Below are 16366 nucleotides of genomic sequence, written 5' to 3' on the forward strand. Positions count from 1 at the left end.
GCGCTGTCATTGCGCGTGCAACGGAATTAGGACGCCCATGCTGCACGCCGGCTGCGCATCGCCTATATGTGAGCGGAAAGGAACGCAGCAGTGTCCCTATCCCTCCCCGCCCGTGCGGCGCGCGGGCTGATCTTCCTCTATCGCGTCACTTTCTCGATGATCGCGGGGCGCTTCTGCCGCTATGCGCCGACCTGCTCGGAATATGCCGACGAAGCGATCGCGCGCCATGGCCTCTGGGCCGGCGGCTGGATGGGCCTGGCGCGCCTCTGCCGTTGCCGCCCCGGCGGCGGCGCGGGCTTCGATCCTGTCCCGGACAGGCTGCGCGCCGACGCCAGCGCGCTGACGCCCTGGCGCTACGGCGTCTGGCGCCAACGACCCATATGCGAAGCGGTCGAAGCCGACGAGGCGACGCGGCCTAATTGAGCACGACGACTTTCGTCCCGACCTTCGCGCGGCCGTAGAGATCAACGACATCCTTATTGGTCATGCGGATGCAGCCGGAAGACACGGCGGCGCCGATCGTATCCGGCTCGTTGGAGCCGTGAATGCGATACTGGCTAGAGCCCAAATACAAAGCGCGCGCGCCGAGCGGATTGTCCATGCCGCCCGCCATGTGCCGCGGCAGGTCGGGACGGCGCCTCAGCATCTGCGGCGGCGGGCTCCAGTCCGGCCATTCGCGTTTGCGCGAGACCGTCTTCACGCCAGACCAGGCGAAGCCCTCTCTGCCGACGCCGACGCCATATTCGATGGCGCGCCCCTCGCCCAGCACATAATAGAGCCGGCGCTCCTTCGTTGAGATCACGATCGTGCCGCGCCCATATTGCGGATGTTTCCAATAGACGATTTGCCGCGGTATCGCCTGCTCTCGAAAGATGTTGAGAAAATCCGCGAGCGGCCCGCGACTGAGCGGGCTCTCCTGAGCGCGCGCCGGCGCGGCGCCGCAAAGACAAAGCGCCGCAAAGACAATCCACAGACGCTTTTCGCGCATCGGCGCCATCCTTCTTACGGTTCGTCTCGACGACCGCCGCCGCGTTAACCTTTTTTTTACGAATGTGGCCGATTTCGGGAGGCTAGAGCGCGCTGCGAAAAGGTGGAATCCGGCCTTTCGCGGAAAGCGCGCTCTAAACTTTTTGAATCGATCGCGTTATCTGCCTTTGGGCGCTTCCGCCCAAAGGCAGCGTGATCTAGAGCGAGATCAGAAGCCCCTCGTCGGCGCGAAGCGTTATTTCTGGCGCGAGCAATTCCCCATTGCGGCCGCCATGCGTGGAGATCGCAATCGTCGCGCCGGAGAGCGCCGGCGGCTTCCAGTTTCTCGCCTCGCCGCTGAAATTTAGCGCGGCAATAACGCGCTCGCGATCATGGACGCGCTCATAGGCGAGAATGTCGTTCTCAGCCGTCAGCAGGCGCCAGGCGCCCCCGTCGAGCGCGGCGTGTTCGCGCCGATAGCGCAGCAGGTTTCTCGTCAGCGAAAGGATGGACGACTCGTCCTCGCGCAGGGTCGCGACATTGCGGGTCCGATGATCCTCCGTCAGCGGCAGCCAGGGCTCGCGCGTGGAAAATCCAGCAAAAGCGCTCGCATCCCATTGCATCGGCGTGCGCGATGGGTCGCGGCCGACATTGAGGCCTGGCTCGCGCTTCGCCCAGGGGTCCTGCACGCGATCGGACGGAATCTCGACATGACCGATCCCGATTTCGTCGCCATAAAAGAGGGTCGGCGTCCCGCGCAGCGTCAAAAGCAGCATGGCGGCGACGCGCGCCTGCGCTGCGCCGACGCGCGCGGCGATGCGCGGCTGGTCGTGATTGCCGAGCACCCAATTGGGCCAGGCGCCTTCCGGCAGCGCCGCTTCATATTTCTCGATCAAGCCGCCGATTTCGGCGGCGTCCCAAGGCGCGCCGATCAGTTGAAAATTAAACGGCAGATGCACGCCGCCAAGATTCTTCCCGTAATAGGCGACGAGCCGCTCGACGGGGAGATAGATTTCGCCGATCAGCACGCGGTCCTCAAATTCATCGATAACGCGTCGCAGGCCCGCGATGACCTCTTGCGTTTCGGGCTGGTCAGAGGAGTAGGTCTGCGCGAGACGGCGAATATCCGGCCCTTCTCCGGCAAAGCCGGGATTGACGGGATTGTCGCGGAAGGCTGCATCCTTGATGAGATGGGAGATCACATCGACGCGGAAGCCATCGACGCCGCGCCGCAGCCAGAAGCGCAGCACGTCATGCATCGCCACACGCACTTGAGGATTGCGCCAGTTGAGATCGGGCTGCTCGGGCAGAAATGAGTGCAGATAATATTGCTGCGTAACTTCGTCCCATGTCCAGGCAGGACCGCCGAAATGGCTGAACCAATTATTCGGCGGTTCGCCATTCGGCCCCGCGTCGCGCCAGAGATACCAATCGCGCTTGGGATTGTTGCGCGCACTTTTGCTCTCCAGAAACCAGGGATGGGCGTTCGACGTATGGTTCGGAACGAAATCGACGATGATCCTTAGTTGCCTCGCATGCGCTTCCGTCATGAGCGCGTCGAAATCGGCAAGGGAGCCGAAGAGCGGATCGACATTGCAATAATCGGCAACGTCATAGCCAAAATCATGCATGGGCGACGGATAGAAGGGCGAAAGCCAGATGGCGTCGACGCCGAGCCAGACGAGATAGTCGAGCCGGCGCCGAACGCCGTCGAGATCGCCGACGCCATCGCCATTGGAATCCTGAAAGGAGCGCGGATAGATTTGATAGACCGTTCCGGTCTGCCACCAGGCATAGGACATCACGCTCTTCCTCCTGGCTGCGATATGGAAAGAAGCCGCACACGGGCGCTCAGCAGATTTTTCCGCTCGGCGCTGAGGCCGACCAGTATGTCGAAGGCGCCCGGCTCGATCAGCGGCTCCATATCCTCGCCGAGGAAGGAAAAGCTTTCCGCGCCGAGCGTGAAAGCGACGGTTTTGCTTTCGTAAGGCGCGAGAGCGACCCTGGCGCAGGCTTTCAATTCCATCAACGGGCGCGCGACGCTCGCCGTCACGTCGTGAATGAAGAGAAAGATCGTTTCTTGCGTCGTCTTGTCGCTTTCGTTGCGCGCTTCGATCGTCGTTTCGATATGCTCATCTGGCGAAAATTCGATTTTATTCACGCGAAGATTAGCCAATGTCACGCGCGCGTACGAGAGCCCATGGCCGAAGGGAAATTGGGGCTCGACGGGACAATCGAGATATTTGCTCGTGAAAGGATTGTTGGCTTCGGGCGGCCGGCCGGTCGAACGCTCGGCGTAAAAGATCGGAATCTGCCCGACTTCTCGTGGCCAGGCGACGGGGAGCCGCGCGCTGGGATTGAAGCGACCCGTTAGAACGTCGGCGATGGCATTGCCCGCCATATCGCCGAGGAACCAAGTCGCGAGCACGGCCTGCGCTTTCTCAAAGAGCCAGGGAACAGTCAGCGGGCGACCGGACGTCAGAAGCGCGATCGCAGGCGCGCCCAAAGCCAAGACCTTTTCGGCAAGCGCGCGCTGCTTGCCCGGCAATCCCAGCATCGCGCGGGAGGCGGCTTCGCCGCTCATGCCGGCGGATTCGCCGAGGCAGAGCAGGATAGCGTCGGCGCCGGCGGCGAGCGCGCAGGCCGCCTCGATCCCGCTTTCGTCATCGCCCGCGATCGAGACGCCCGGATGATGCGCGATGTCGCAATGCGGCAAGGCGCTTTTCAGCCCTTCGAGAACCGTGACGCAATTCGCGCTCGCGCCCGCCGCACACCAGGGGCCAAGCATCTCCGCGGGCGCGTCCGCCAAGGGGCCTATGACCGCGAGACGCCGAATATCGGCGGCGAGCGGCAGCACGCCATCGTTGGAGAGCAGCGTGATCGCGCGGCGCGCGGCTTCCCGCGCCAACTCCCGATGCGTTTCGTTCGCATCTTCTTCGAGCATCGCAAAGCGATAGGGATCGTCGAAAAGCCCGAGCCGCTCCTTGAGCCTCAACACGCGCGCGACCGCCGCGTCGATGTCGCCCATTTCGACAAGGCCGCGCGCCAGCGCCTCCGGCAGGCGATTAAGATAGACGCCGCTGACCATATCCATATCGACGCCGGCTTTGAGCGCGAGCGCCGCCGCCTCGACAAGATCGGCGGCGACGCCATGTTCGACGAGTTCGGCGATCGCCCCATAATCGCTCATGACGACGCCCTCGAAACCGAGTTCGCGGCGCAAAAAGCCGTTCAGCAACACGCCATGCGCCGCCATAGGATGGCCGTTGACGCTGTTGAAGGCGGACATGATCGCCGCAACGCCAGCTTCGACGGCGGCGCGAAAGGGCGGCAGATAGACTTCGCGCAGAGCACGCTCCGAGACATCCACCGACGCATAATCGCGACCCGCCGTCGCGGCGCCGCCTGCGCAGAAATGCTTCGCCGTCGCGGCGATGGCGTTTCGATGCGAAAGACTCTCGCCCTGGAAGCCCTTAACCTTCGCCCGCGCGAATTTTTCGGCGAGGAATGGGTCTTCGCCCGGCCCCTCGGCGATCCGGCCCCAGCGCGGGTCGCGCGCCACGTCGAGCATGGGCGCGAAGGTCAGGCAAACGCCCTCGTTCGCCGCCTCAAACGCCGCGACGCGCGCCGTATGCTCCCATAGGCTTTCGTCGAAGGCGCCCGCCTCGGCGAGCGGAATCGGAAAGATCGTACGATGCCCATGCAGCACGTCGAGGCCGAAAAGAAGCGGAACGCCGAGCCGCGTCTCCTCGACCGCGAGCCGCTGCGCCCCCGTCGCCGTCTCTCGCCCCCACAGGTTGAAGACGCCGCCGACGCGCCCGGCGCGAATGTCTTGCGGCATCTCCCCTGCGACGATTGGTCCGGTTACGGTTTGATTGGCCGTGACGAGATTAAGCTGGCCGAGCTTCTCCTCAAGCGTCATGGCGCGCAGAAGGGAATCAATGCGCGCCATGGCCTCTCCCGCCGCGGACTTCTTCATAAAGGCCCTTTTCGCGCATCGATGACCCTCGCCTTGACGCGACGATCCGTCCTACACTGCATCCATATTGCAATAGGCCGCCAAACTGGCAAAGCGACGCGGCGACGAAGAACGCAAGTTTCGGCGGGATAGTCGGCGATGACGGATCAGAGCGGCGCAGTTCGGGAGAAGATTGCGGCTATCGACCTATGGCCGCATCTTAAAACGATCCTTAACGCCCTTGGCGGTTCGCGCCAAAGACGCGCGCTCTATGGGCTCGGCGTCGCGGTCGTCGTAATCGTCGCCGCGACGGCTTATGGCCAGATTCGGCTGAACGCCTGGAATGAGCCCTTCTATGATGCGCTCTCGCGCAAGGATCTTCCGGGCGTGACCAAGCAGCTTCTGGTTTTCGCCTATATCGCCGGCGCACTGCTCGTTCTCAACGTCGCGCAGACCTGGCTCTCGCAGATGACCAAGCTGAAATTACGCGAGGGGTTGACGCGGGATTTGTTCTTTCAGTGGTTGAAGCCGCACCGGGGCTTCCATATCGCCAATCTCGGCGAAATCGGCGTCAACCCCGACCAGCGCATTGACGCCGACGCGCAGCATTTGGCCGAGGTGTCGACGGATTTGGGAATTGGGCTCCTGCAGGCGACGCTGTTGCTCGTCAGCTTCGTCGGCGTGCTGTGGGGACTGTCGGAAGGCGTCAGTTTCGACATTTTCGGCAAGAATATCGCCATTCCCGGCTATATGGTTTGGGCTGCGCTCCTTTACGCGAGCGTCGCCTCCTTTGGCAGTTGGCGCGTCGGCCGGCCGCTCGTCGAGCTTGGCGCCGAGCGCTATGCGCGCGAATCGGAAATGCGTTTCGCGCTCATGAACGCGAATGAACATATTGAAGCGATTTCCGTCTATCGCGGAGAAAAGCTTGAAGAGAATCGTCTGCACGACGAATTAGACCGGCTTCTTGCCGTGCTGCGCCGCATCGTCACCGCGACGACGAATCTGACCTGGGTCACGGCCGGCTATGGGTGGTTCACCATCGTCGCGCCGATCATCGTCGCGGCGCCCGCCTATTTCGCCGGAAATCTCACTTTCGGCGGCTTGCTGATGGCGGTAGGCGCCTTCACGCAGGTCCAACAATCGCTGCGCTGGTTTGTCGACAATGCGGGCGTGATCGCCGATTGGCGCGCGACCCTGCATCGCGTCGCAGATTTTCGCGAGGCGCTCTTCGATATCGACAGGCGCGAAAAGACGCGCGCCATCGCTTTTGAGGAAACCTCAGGCGACCGGCTTATTCTCAACAATCTGAGCGTTTATTCGCCGGCCGGCGTGACGACATTAAGCGAGGCGCATGTCGAAATCGCGCCCGGAGACCATGTGCTGATCGTCGGCGAGCCGCGATCCGGGAAGACGCGCTTCTTTGAAGCGATCGCCGGCTTATGGACGGCCGGGAACGGAGCCGTCCGTTTGCCGCGGGCCGAAAACATCTTCTTTGCGCCCAAGCGCCCCTATATTGCCGATCTCACTCTGCGCGACATCCTCGCCTATCCGTCTCCTCCCCAGAGCTTCCCGCAAGACGCTTATGACGCGGCGCTCGCGCGCTTCGCTCTCGATCATCTCACGCCCTTGCTCGATGGCGCGGCGCCCTGGGAGAAGGAGCTGACGGATGTCGAGCAGCAAGAGCTCGCTTTCGCGCGCCTTCTGCTGCACAAACCGCGATTCGTCGTCGTGGACGAAGCGATCGACTCGCTCTCGCCGCATGCGCGCGAGACGCTGTTCGATGTATTCGGAAAGGAGCTGGCGGAGACGGCGCTCGTCTATATCAGCGGACCGAAAGCCCCTGACAAATTCTTTCAACGCGTATTGCGTCTGACGCTCAATGCGCCGCCCCCGGACGCAGCCGCCTCTTGACGGCCGCTCATATCCGCCGACGCAGCCGCGCCATCCCGCCCCATAATCCGCCATAGTCGCCGAGCGACGCATGGACGATGTCCGGCAGCGCCGGATTCTTGCGCGGCAGCGCCCGCAGATGCGCTTCTATGCGATCGATCTGAATTCCGATTTCGTCCATCATCGCGCCGCCCATGACGATGCGGTCTGGCGACCAATAGGCGATCGTATTATGCAGGGCGAGGGCGACGATTCGGGCAAGCTCCTCCCATATGGGGTGATCCTTGCCGAGTTCGCGCGGCAGAACGCCGAAGCGCGCGCCGATCGCGTGGCCGGAAACGAGTTCCTCGAAGGTCTGCGCGACGCCGTCGAGATATTGTTCGCCGATTTCGAAGCCATAGGTCGCGCGGTCGATTGCGCCGTCGACGATGCGCGCGCCATTCACGCCGGTCGAGATGGTGACATAGGCGAGAATCGCCGAGCCTTTCCCCGCGCCGGCGGTCGCCTCGCCCAGCCCGACAAGGGCGGCGTCATTCTCCAAAATGACGCGCGCGCCAAGCATCGCTTCGACATCGGCGGCGATTGCGGCGCCGTTCCATTGCGGAAGATTAGGCGCATGAACGAGCACGCGCTTGTCGCGCGACAATACGCCCGGAACGCCGATGACGATGGCGTCTATCGACGCGCCCTCCGACGCTTTCGCCGCGGCTTCGCGCAGCGTCTCAAGGCCCGCGCGATAATCCTGCGCGGTCGCGACGATCTGGGGCGCGACAAAGGCGTCAAGATTTTTAGCGCCGGCGAACCGCGTCTTGGTTCCACCTATATCGACGACGACATACATAGCCGCTCCGCGCGCTTACGTCGCCGCACGAGGCGCGCCTTTCCCGGCGCCCGCCTCTTTCGCCGCGCGTCGATCCAAAATCTCGATCACTTCATCGTCGCCGATCTGCCGAAAATCCCGATAGAAAAAGCCGATCGCGCCGAAGGCGCGTGGCGTTTCGAGGCAGACGATCTCATCGACCTCGGCGCTCAGCGACTCAAGCGTATCGGGCGGCGCGACGGGCACGGCGAGCACGAGCTTCTTGGGCTGGCGCGCCTGAACGGCGCGCAAGGCGGCGCGGGTCGTCGCGCCGGTCGCGACGCCGTCGTCGACGACGATCGCGACGCGACCATGCGCGTCAGGACGCGCACGGCCGCCAAGATATAGGCTGCGGCGGCGTTCGATTTCCTCAACTTCGCGCGCGCAGACGGCGTCGAATTCCGCCTCGCTCACGCCGGCCATGGCGATCACGTCTTCATTGCGCACGATCACGGCCTTTCCGCCGTCCGCCACCGCGCCCATCGCAAGCTCCGGCTGATAGGGAACGCCGATCTTTCTGACGAGGACGAGATCGAGCGGCGCGTGCAGCAAGGCGGCGATCGGCTCGGCGACCGGCGCGCCGCCGCGGGGCAGAGCGAAGACCACGACATCTTCGTCCCTATATTTTGCGAGCTCCGCCGCAAGTCGGCGCCCCGCGTCGGCGCGATCGTAAAATGACATGACGTTCAACCTTCAGTCTTGCCGCCAGTGTCGAACGCCAGGGCGCGCTGCGCAAGGTCAAGATAGCGCGCGGCGAGCGGCTCCCATTTCTTGGGCTCGCGCGGCGTGGCGTCGAGGAGATGCGCGACGCAAAGCCGCGCCCGAAGCACGGCGCGCCACGCCGCATAGAGCGAGACCAGTTGTCGCGGCGGCGCACAAGAAAGGCGTTCCGCGACCTTGTCGACGAGCTGCGGTCCGAGGCCTTCCGCGCCAAGCTGCGCGCATTCCACGCCAAGAAAGGCGAGTTCGTCGAAGGGATCGACCTGGCGCAGCTCGGCGTTGAACTCCAGACAGTCGAAAATCACGATTGGCTCGCAAAGGCAGATATGCTCGGGGCGCAGATCGCCATGGCCGTCAATGATCGCGCCGGCGACGACGCGTTCTTCCAGAAGAGAGCGGCAGGCCGTCAGCCTGGCGTCGAGGGCGTCGAGCAGAATGGGAAGGCGACCGTGGTCGAGCGCGAATTCCCTTCGCGTGAGAATGTCGCGATTCTCCTCCTGCTCGCGAAAGAAACGCCGCGCATAATCCTTTGGGGCGATCGAGGAGCGTTCGGCGCGGCGATAGAAATCCGCCAATGTGTCGCAAAGCGCCTCGATAGCCGTCTGCGTGAGACGGTCGTCTCGGATCAGACGGTCGAGCATGGCCTCTTGCGGCAGCCGGCGCATTTCGACGAGCCAGTCCACGACCGCGCCATCGCCATCGCCATCGCCATCGCCATCGAGCGCAAACCCGCGCGTCGCATCAAAAGTCAGCGGGACGACGCCGAGATAGACATCCGCTGCAAGGCGCCTATTGAGCCGCGCCTCCTCGCGGCAATTGCGCTCGCGCGCCGCGATCGTCGAGAAATCGAGGAAAGGAAAGCGCACCGGCTTTTTGAGCTTATAGACCCTGTCGCCCGCGAGAAATACATAGGACATATGCGTTTCGACAACGCTCACCGGCGTCGGCGCGTCGGGATAGGCGCGAGCCTCGCTCAAGAAGCGCGCCTTGTCGGCGAGCGAGGGCGATCCCTCGTCGAAAGCCGCCGCCATTTGATGAGTCGAGTCGATCACCGCGCCGAGACCCTTCAGCCCTTGACGCAAATAAGCGGCTTGAGAAAGGCGACCTTTTTCGCCAATCCCGCCGCCTGCGCCGAATCGACGACGGCGCGCACGTCCTTATAGGCACCGGGCGCTTCTTCCGCGACGCCGCGCAGCGACGGGCTCTTGACGATGATCCCCTGAGCGCGAAGATCGTCGACGACCTTGCGTCCGCCCCAGGCGCGCGTCGCCGCATGGCGGCTCATGCGCCGTCCAGCGCCGTGGCAGGCCGAGGAGAAAGCCTGGCGCTCGCTCGTCTCCATGCCGGCGAGCACATAGGAGCCCGCGCCCATGCTGCCGCCGATCAGCACCGGCTGGCCGAAAGGCCGCAACGCCTCCGGCAGGCTCTCATGCCCCGGCCCGAATGCGCGCGTCGCGCCCTTGCGATGGATGAAAAGCGGTCGCGTTTCGCCGTCGATCGCGTGACGCTCCGTCTTGCAGGTGTTGTGCGAGACGTCGAACATGAGCGGCAATTCGGCGCGCTCGAAGAAACGCGCGAAGACCTGCCGCGCCAGATGGCCGATGATCTCGCGATTGGCGAGCGCGCAATTGATCGCGGCGCGCATGGCGCCGAGATATTTCTGGCCAAGCTCCGATTCGATCGGCGCGCAAGCGAGTTCGCGGTCGGGCAGAACGATGCCATATTGCTGCGCCGAGATGACCATCTCGCGCAAAAATTCCGTGCCGATCTGATGGCCGAGCCCGCGCGAGCCGCAATGGATCGTCACCACGCATTCGCCTTGGATGAGTCCATAGCCCGCGGCGACGGCGGGATCGAATATTTCGGCGACCTCCTGCACTTCGAGATAATGATTGCCGGATCCGAGCGTGCCCATCTCGCGCCGCTGACGCTGGCGCGCATGTTCCGACACCGCCGCAGGATCGGCGTCCGTCGCGCGCCCCTTTTCCTCGATGCGGTCGAGATCCTCCGCGCGCCCGAACCCGCGCTCGACCGCCCATTGCGCGCCGCCAAGCAGCATGGCGGTCGTTTCCGCATCGTCGAGCGCGATCTCGCCTTCCGAACCGACTCCCGCCGGCACATGCTCGAAGAGCGCGTCGGCGAGCGCCTGCTGAACGGAGAGGATTTGTTCACGCGTGAGATGGGTGAGATGCGTACGCACGCCGCAGGAGACGTCGAAGCCGACGCCCCCGGCCGAAACGACGCCGCCCTCGCCGGCGTCGAAAGCCGCTACGCCGCCAATCGGAAATCCATAGCCCCAATGGGCGTCGGGCATGGCGTAGGCGGCGCGCACGATGCCGGGGAGTTTCGCGACATTGGTGACCTGATCGAAGACCTTATCGTCCATCTCGGCGATCAGGCTTTCCGTCGCATAGATGATCGCCGGCACGCGCATCGCCCCGAAAGGCGCGACCCGCCAGGCCGTGTCCGAAAGCTTCTCGAAACGCGACGCCTCCATGGCTCGTCCCTCCACGCGATCAGCTTTGCGCGCCTATACGTCTATCACGCATTGCGCGCGCCACAGTCCTGGCCGATCCTCGACAAAGGCGAGTTCGGTATAGGTCGCGCCCTTCACCTCCACGGCGGGCGCATGACGCGCGCGCGAGACGGTTTCCCCGCGCGCGCGGCCGATGAGGCGATTATTGTCGATCGTCGCCTGAAAGTGTCCAAAGACCATGCGCCGCGCCGCCATCTCATAGACCAGCGCATTGAGCCAATCGACGAGCAGGATTTCGAGGCTCGGCGCCTTGAGCGCGATTTCTATCGTCCGCTCCGGCCGCACGGTCGCAGGATCGAGGATCGCCGCCATCATCGCAAGCGCCGCCTGTTCGCAGGCTTCGCCGGGCGTCGCGCCAAAGCCGCGCACGCCAATGTCGGCGTCATGGGGAAAATGCTCCCAGCGCGCGGCGGTCCTGGAATCGTCGTCCGCCTTCATGCCGGCGCTGCGGTCTAGGCGGCGTCGCGGCCGAGCGGCGTGACGCGGCTCGCCTGCGGGCCTTCCTGGCCCTCTTCCTCCTTGTAGCGCACCGGCGCGCCAGGCTTGAGAGCCTCGAATCCCGGGGCCTCGACGCTATTGCGATGGAAGTAGATTTCCCTGCCGTCGGCGCTCTCCAGAAAGCCGTAGCCCTCCTCCGCCACCAGCCTCTTCACGACCGCCGTCGGCGCCGCTTCGTGATGTTTCACTTTGCCGCGCATGCGGCGCACCTGATCCTGCAATCTGCGGCGCGCCCGTTTGAAGGCGTCATTGAGCGCGAAATCGAAGTCCTGGAAACGCTCGTCGAGCTGCGGCGTGCGCTCGATCGCCACTTCCCGCTTATCCGGCAGAACGAGATGCAGATTGATCTCGTACAGCCCGCCGGTATGATGATGCGCGCCCGGCCCTTTGACCACGACGCGACATGCGGTCGCACGCCCGAAACGGTCCTCAAGTTTCTCGATCAGTTTTAGAATCTTTTCCCGCCGCTCGGCCGACGACTCAAGGCCCTGAAAATCGATCTGCGGCTGCGTTTGCATGAGAGAACTCCCTTAACGGCGGAAAGCGGATTTCGAGACGTCTCTTTCAAAAAGCGAATGTAACGACGCTATCATAATTTCTGCATATGGCGCTTCGAGAAAGCGACGCCATTTGACAAAAGGACGCAATGGTCGCGAGGCCGGAATGACGACGAACGCAATCATGGCGAGCGATGTCGCGATCGGCCCGCTCGGGCTCGAAGGCGCGCTCTATCGACCGCAGCGCCCCAAGGGGCTGATTATTTTCGCCCATGGCAGCGGCTCATCGCGTTTCAGCCCGCGCAACAAATATGTCGCGGCGCGTCTCGTCGACGGCGGATTCGCCTGTCTTTTGTTCGATCTGCTGACGGCGCAAGAAGCCGAAGACCGCCGCAATGTCTTCGACATTCCCTTGCTCGGCGCGCGCGTAAAGGAAGCAATCGACTGGGCTGGCGAAAGCGAGCTTCGCAGCCTGCAGATCGGCCTCTTCGGGGCGAGCACCGGCGCCGCCGCGGCGCTTGTCGCGGCGGCCGACGACGAGGGCGGCCGCGTCGCCGCCGTCGTGTCGCGCGGCGGGCGGCCAGATCTCGCCGGCGAAGCCTTAAGGCGCGTCAAGGCGCCGACATTGCTGATCGTCGGCGGCTTCGACGATGAGGTGATCGAACTCAATCGCGACGCGCAGCGGTTGCTGCAGTGCAAGACGCGGCTCGACATCGTGCCCGGCGCCACTCATCTCTTCGAAGAGCCGGGAACATTGGAGCGCGTCGTCGAGCGCGCCGCCGATTGGTTTATCGAATATGTTTCGCGCGGCGGAGATCAGAGCGCTTTGGGCGCCTGAGCGGCGCGCATCGGCGCGAAGAGAGGTTTTCAGATGACGACAATGGCGTTGACCGAGCCGCCGCTAAAACGGCTTTTCGAGAGGCTGGATTTCGCGCCGCAGCCCATGACGCCCGAATTGGGCGTCGTGCATAGACGCTGGAAGGCGGCGCCGCGGGCGGGGACGGTCGCGCCGCGTCGACGGGAGATTACTTTCTCTCCGCAAGATCGCGCGGCGTCTCAAACGCTCTTCGTCCATCGCTTCGACGACGGGGTCGATGGCGGCGTGCTGACCGAGGGAGAGACGGCTGCAGAACTATTGCTCGGCCCCTGCCAAATCGGCGATCGTCTGAGGCAGGCGCAAAATCGTCGCGGCGCCGTTCGTCTGCGCCGCCTGCTCAAGGAAGTGCGGCGATCAGGCCAGGCGGTGCTGGCGCAATTCACCAGCGTCGAGCATGGGCGCGATCGCGCCGTCGTCGAACTTCTGGCGACGCCGCTCTCGGAAGACGGCGCGACGATCGATTCGACGCTCGTGGCGATCTCTATTCATAGGCTCGACGCGCCGGCGCCGGCTTGGCTTCCGCGCCTTTCCGCCGATCGCTGGCTCGCGCTTTTCGCGCTGGGCGCGAGCAGGCCACTGGGCGAAGAGATCGCGCAACGGCTCGGCGTCGAACTCGCGCCGGTGGAAGACCGCGTTTTCGAGGATGGCGAATATAAGATCAGGCCGCTTGAGAAAGTGCGCGGGCGCGATGTTTATATCGTCTCGAGCCTCCATGGCGACGAAGCCGCGAGTAGCGCCGATAAGCTCTGCAAACTGCTGTTTTTCGTCGGCGCTCTGAAGGACGCCGGCGCGAGGCGCGTCACCGCGGTCACGCCTTATCTTTGCTTTGCCCGCAAGGACCGGCGCACCAAGCCGCGCGATCCCGTGACGACGCGCTATGTCGCGCAATTATTCGAGGCGATGGCGACGGACCGACTCGTCGGCGTCGACGTGCATAATATCGCCGCCTTTCAGAACGCCTTCCGTTGCGAGACCATTCATCTCGACGCGCAGGCGCTTTTCGCGCGCCATTTCATCCACGATCTCGGCGACGCGCCGGTGGCCGTCGTCTCGCCCGATCTTGGCGGCGAGAAGCGCGCCGAACTGTTCCGGCTGCGGCTGGAGCGCATGTTGAAACGGCCCGTCGCCAAAGCCTTCATGGACAAATACCGTAGCGAAGGCCGCGTCAGCGGCGATATTTTTGCCGGAGACGTCAAGGATCGCATCGCGATCGTGATCGACGATCTCATCGCCGGCGGCGGCACAATGGCGCGAGTCGCGGCGGCGTGCCGCGCGCATGGCGCGGCGCGCGTCTGGGTCGCGGCGACGCATGGCGTGTTTTCCAAAGCGGCGGGCTCGATCCTGACCGAGGCGCCGATCGACAGGATCGTCATCACAAACACCGTCCCGCCGCCCACGGCGCTCGCCGCGCAATTGGGCGCGCGGCTGGAGACGATCGACCTCGCGGGCCTCATCGCCGAAGCCATACGCCGGCTTCACTCGGACGGGTCGATCAACGAGCTTCTGGAGGAAGGACCATAGCGTTATCGCCCTTTCTTTCATAAAAAAAGGGTTCGTCGCTTCGTTTCATCCGTCTTATTGATCAAAGAGGATAAAAATCATGGGGAGCATTGTTGAACCTACGCAGACTCAACTCGAAGATCTGGTCGCGCCCTATTTGGCGACGCAGTCTTCGGGACTCGGATTTGCGATCGGCTACGCCAGCATGGATTTTTCCAACCTTGGCGGGCTCTATTTCGCCGGCAATGTGCAAAATCAGTTCGGCGTGGCGTTGACGCTCGACGCGACGACGCCGTTCGAAATCGCCTCCGTCAGCAAGACTTTCACGGCAACATTATACGCCCGCCTGATCCGTTCGGTTCAATCGACCCTGACGATCGGCGATTATTGCGTCCCGAATGGCCCGCTGCGGATCAGTCCGACGCTCGCCAATATCACGCTCGACGAACTGGTGAACTATACGTCGGGCCTGCCCCAAGATAACGACAATGGCGCGGTCGACACCCCGCCCTATTGGACCTATCCCTATTCGATGCCGGGGATGATGAGCTTTCTCGAAGCCGCGCCGCCGCAGGTGGATCCGCCGAACGAGAAATATCGCTATTCGAACCTCGGCTTCGCGATCATGTCGGCGATCCTCGCCTCGAATGACGCGAACAGCAATCCAAGCGTCGGCGCGTTCATGCAGCAAATGCGCGAATATATTTTTAAGCCGCTCGGCCTACAGGCGAAATTTTTTAACGAGGCGTCGCTCGCCGAACTCCCGCTTGGATATGATTATGACTATACGCAGTCCCCCGTCTATTCGGCGGCGTCGCCGGGCTGGGTGTTTTTCCCGGCCTATTTCGGCGCCGGCGGAATCGTCGCCACGCCGAACGACATGTTCCAATGGCTGCTGTTCAACATGGGAATTGCGCAGCAGCCGCTTTTGACGCCCTTGCTGCCGGCGTTGCAGTCGCCGTCGACGTCGGTGCAGTGGGGCGACAATCAATTCGGCCTCGGCTGGTTCATCAATCCGGCAGGGACGAACTGGTCGGCGTCGATCTGGAAGGATGGCGATCTTGACGGTTTCGGGAGCTATATCGCCTTTCTCCCGAGCGCTAATCCCGGCGTCACGGCTTCGCAGGCCGGCGCGTTCGTCCTCGTCAACGCCGACGGCGTGACAGATTCTCAGGAAAACAGCGGCGTCGAAATCGCTTGCGCCTTGACGAACGATCTCCTGCTGATCATGCAGGGCGAGACGCCGCCGACCGACAAGTCCGTCTACCCAAGGTCCGCGCTGAGCCGGCGCCAGAAGCGTCCGGCGGCGCGGCCGGCTCCTCGGTAATTATCCGAAAATGAAATCGGTCCGTCACACAGCGCGTCATTGCCGACGCCTCGCCTCAGCGAAGCGTCGGGAATGATCAGTCAAAAGGCAAGGGCGGCGAAACTATAGTTTCTTGCCGAGCGCCTTCGCCTCGGCCTCGACCTTTTTCCAGGCGTCCTTGAGTTTGCCCCAGAAGGATTCCTGCGGCGCCTTCTTGCAATCGTCGATGATCATGGGAACGACCTTTTCCGTGCCCTCAATGTCGACGGTCGACGCGCCTGGCTTGCCGCTCTTGCTCTGAGCGGAAGACCAGTAAATCACCTTGGGCTGAAATTGGTCGTCGACGGCAAGGAATTCGTCGCATGTCCATTTTGACATCGGCTTCTTCGCGTCGGCCTGAACGCTTGTCGCAAAGACGCTCGCAAGAATGGCGATGAAGAAAAGTCTATTCATGGATGGCTCTCCCTTGTTCGCGCTTCTGGCGCGCTTTCCGATCAGATAATTCCTCTGATCGCAAAGCGCGCCAAATCATTAAGCTGGAGCAAGTTCGATCGAATAAGCCCGTCGACTTCTTCAAAGCTTGCTCCAGCGAGCGCCGGCGCCAGCTTATCGCTCTTCGCGCAAATGGAAAGCGGCCCGCGCGTGGCGGGCCGCTTCACGCATGCGCCGATGGCCGAAATCAGTAATAGCGGCGCCGCGCATAGCGGCGGCCGTAATAGGGGCGCGGCGCGGTGGCGGCGCCGATGAGCGCGCCGCCGG

15 protein-coding genes are annotated in these 16366 nt (G+C 63.3%); 5 read left to right on the forward strand and 10 right to left on the reverse strand.

Features of this window, described 5'->3' with window-relative positions:
- Positions 1-90: 90 nt before the first annotated feature.
- Positions 91-423, forward strand: coding sequence for a membrane protein insertion efficiency factor YidD (yidD, locus tag V3H18_RS06405; protein ID WP_332081145.1), 333 nt, complete (start codon positions 91-93; stop codon positions 421-423).
- Here yidD and V3H18_RS06410 read toward each other — a convergent pair.
- From V3H18_RS06410 to V3H18_RS06420, 3 genes are all read right to left on the reverse strand, one after another.
- On the reverse strand, positions 416-988 hold the full coding sequence (locus V3H18_RS06410; RefSeq protein ID WP_332081147.1) for a L,D-transpeptidase: 573 nt from the start codon (positions 986-988) through the stop codon (positions 416-418). The two genes, yidD and V3H18_RS06410, sit on opposite strands and share 8 nt — an antisense overlap.
- A 196-nt stretch (positions 989-1184) precedes the next feature.
- Positions 1185-2768: an alpha-amylase family glycosyl hydrolase gene (locus V3H18_RS06415; RefSeq protein WP_332081162.1), complete on the reverse strand. Its 1584-nt coding sequence runs from the start codon at positions 2766-2768 to the stop codon at positions 1185-1187.
- A complete protein-coding gene (locus V3H18_RS06420) occupies positions 2768-4918 on the reverse strand; it encodes a glycoside hydrolase family 3 N-terminal domain-containing protein (protein WP_332081149.1) in 2151 nt (716 codons plus the stop codon). Before V3H18_RS06420 ends, V3H18_RS06415 begins: the two co-directional genes overlap by 1 nt.
- Positions 4919-5083: 165 nt before the next feature.
- Between V3H18_RS06420 and V3H18_RS06425 the strand changes: the two genes are divergently transcribed.
- A complete protein-coding gene (locus V3H18_RS06425; RefSeq protein WP_332081150.1) occupies positions 5084-6835 on the forward strand; it encodes an ABC transporter ATP-binding protein/permease in 1752 nt (583 codons plus the stop codon).
- Positions 6836-6842: 7 nt separating this feature from the next.
- Here the strand turns inward: V3H18_RS06425 and V3H18_RS06430 are convergent, their stop codons facing one another.
- The 6 genes from V3H18_RS06430 to V3H18_RS06455 are packed head-to-tail and all read right to left on the reverse strand — an operon-like array spanning position 6843 to position 11945.
- Positions 6843-7655, reverse strand: a complete 813-nt coding sequence (locus tag V3H18_RS06430; RefSeq protein ID WP_332081152.1) for an ROK family protein — start codon at positions 7653-7655, stop codon at positions 6843-6845.
- A 15-nt stretch (positions 7656-7670) separates the two neighbouring features.
- Positions 7671-8354, reverse strand: a complete 684-nt coding sequence (locus V3H18_RS06435) for a phosphoribosyltransferase (RefSeq protein WP_332081163.1) — start codon at positions 8352-8354, stop codon at positions 7671-7673.
- A 5-nt stretch (positions 8355-8359) separates the two neighbouring features.
- A complete protein-coding gene (locus V3H18_RS06440; protein ID WP_332081153.1) occupies positions 8360-9475 on the reverse strand; it encodes a hypothetical protein in 1116 nt (371 codons plus the stop codon).
- Complete coding sequence (locus V3H18_RS06445; protein ID WP_332081154.1) at positions 9460-10890, reverse strand: RtcB family protein; 1431 nt, start codon at positions 10888-10890, stop codon at positions 9460-9462. Before V3H18_RS06445 ends, V3H18_RS06440 begins: the two co-directional genes overlap by 16 nt.
- Before the next feature lie 33 nt (positions 10891-10923).
- Complete coding sequence (locus tag V3H18_RS06450; RefSeq protein ID WP_332081155.1) at positions 10924-11367, reverse strand: archease; 444 nt, start codon at positions 11365-11367, stop codon at positions 10924-10926.
- 14 nt (positions 11368-11381) lie between these two features.
- Positions 11382-11945 carry an HPF/RaiA family ribosome-associated protein gene (locus V3H18_RS06455; protein WP_332081156.1) on the reverse strand — a complete coding sequence of 188 codons (564 nt, stop codon included), beginning with the start codon at positions 11943-11945 and terminating at the stop codon, positions 11382-11384.
- 145 nt (positions 11946-12090) lie between these two features.
- Between V3H18_RS06455 and V3H18_RS06460 the strand changes: the two genes are divergently transcribed.
- The 3 genes from V3H18_RS06460 to V3H18_RS06470 all read left to right on the forward strand — a co-directional run bounded on the left by V3H18_RS06460 (position 12091) and on the right by V3H18_RS06470 (position 15628).
- Complete coding sequence (locus V3H18_RS06460) at positions 12091-12762, forward strand: dienelactone hydrolase family protein (protein ID WP_332081157.1); 672 nt, start codon at positions 12091-12093, stop codon at positions 12760-12762.
- A 33-nt stretch (positions 12763-12795) separates the two neighbouring features.
- A complete protein-coding gene (locus V3H18_RS06465) occupies positions 12796-14322 on the forward strand; it encodes a ribose-phosphate diphosphokinase (protein WP_332081158.1) in 1527 nt (508 codons plus the stop codon).
- 79 nt (positions 14323-14401) lie between these two features.
- Positions 14402-15628, forward strand: coding sequence for a serine hydrolase domain-containing protein (locus V3H18_RS06470; RefSeq protein ID WP_332081159.1), 1227 nt, complete (start codon positions 14402-14404; stop codon positions 15626-15628).
- A gap of 102 nt (positions 15629-15730) precedes the next feature.
- On the opposite strand, the gene hdeA is transcribed toward V3H18_RS06470, so the two are convergent.
- Positions 15731-16060: an acid-activated periplasmic chaperone HdeA gene (hdeA, locus tag V3H18_RS06475; protein ID WP_332081160.1), complete on the reverse strand. Its 330-nt coding sequence runs from the start codon at positions 16058-16060 to the stop codon at positions 15731-15733.
- Positions 16061-16366: the final 306 nt, after the last annotated feature.

Source organism: Methylocystis borbori, assembly GCF_036576025.1.
GTDB lineage: Bacteria > Pseudomonadota > Alphaproteobacteria > Rhizobiales > Beijerinckiaceae > Methylocystis > Methylocystis borbori.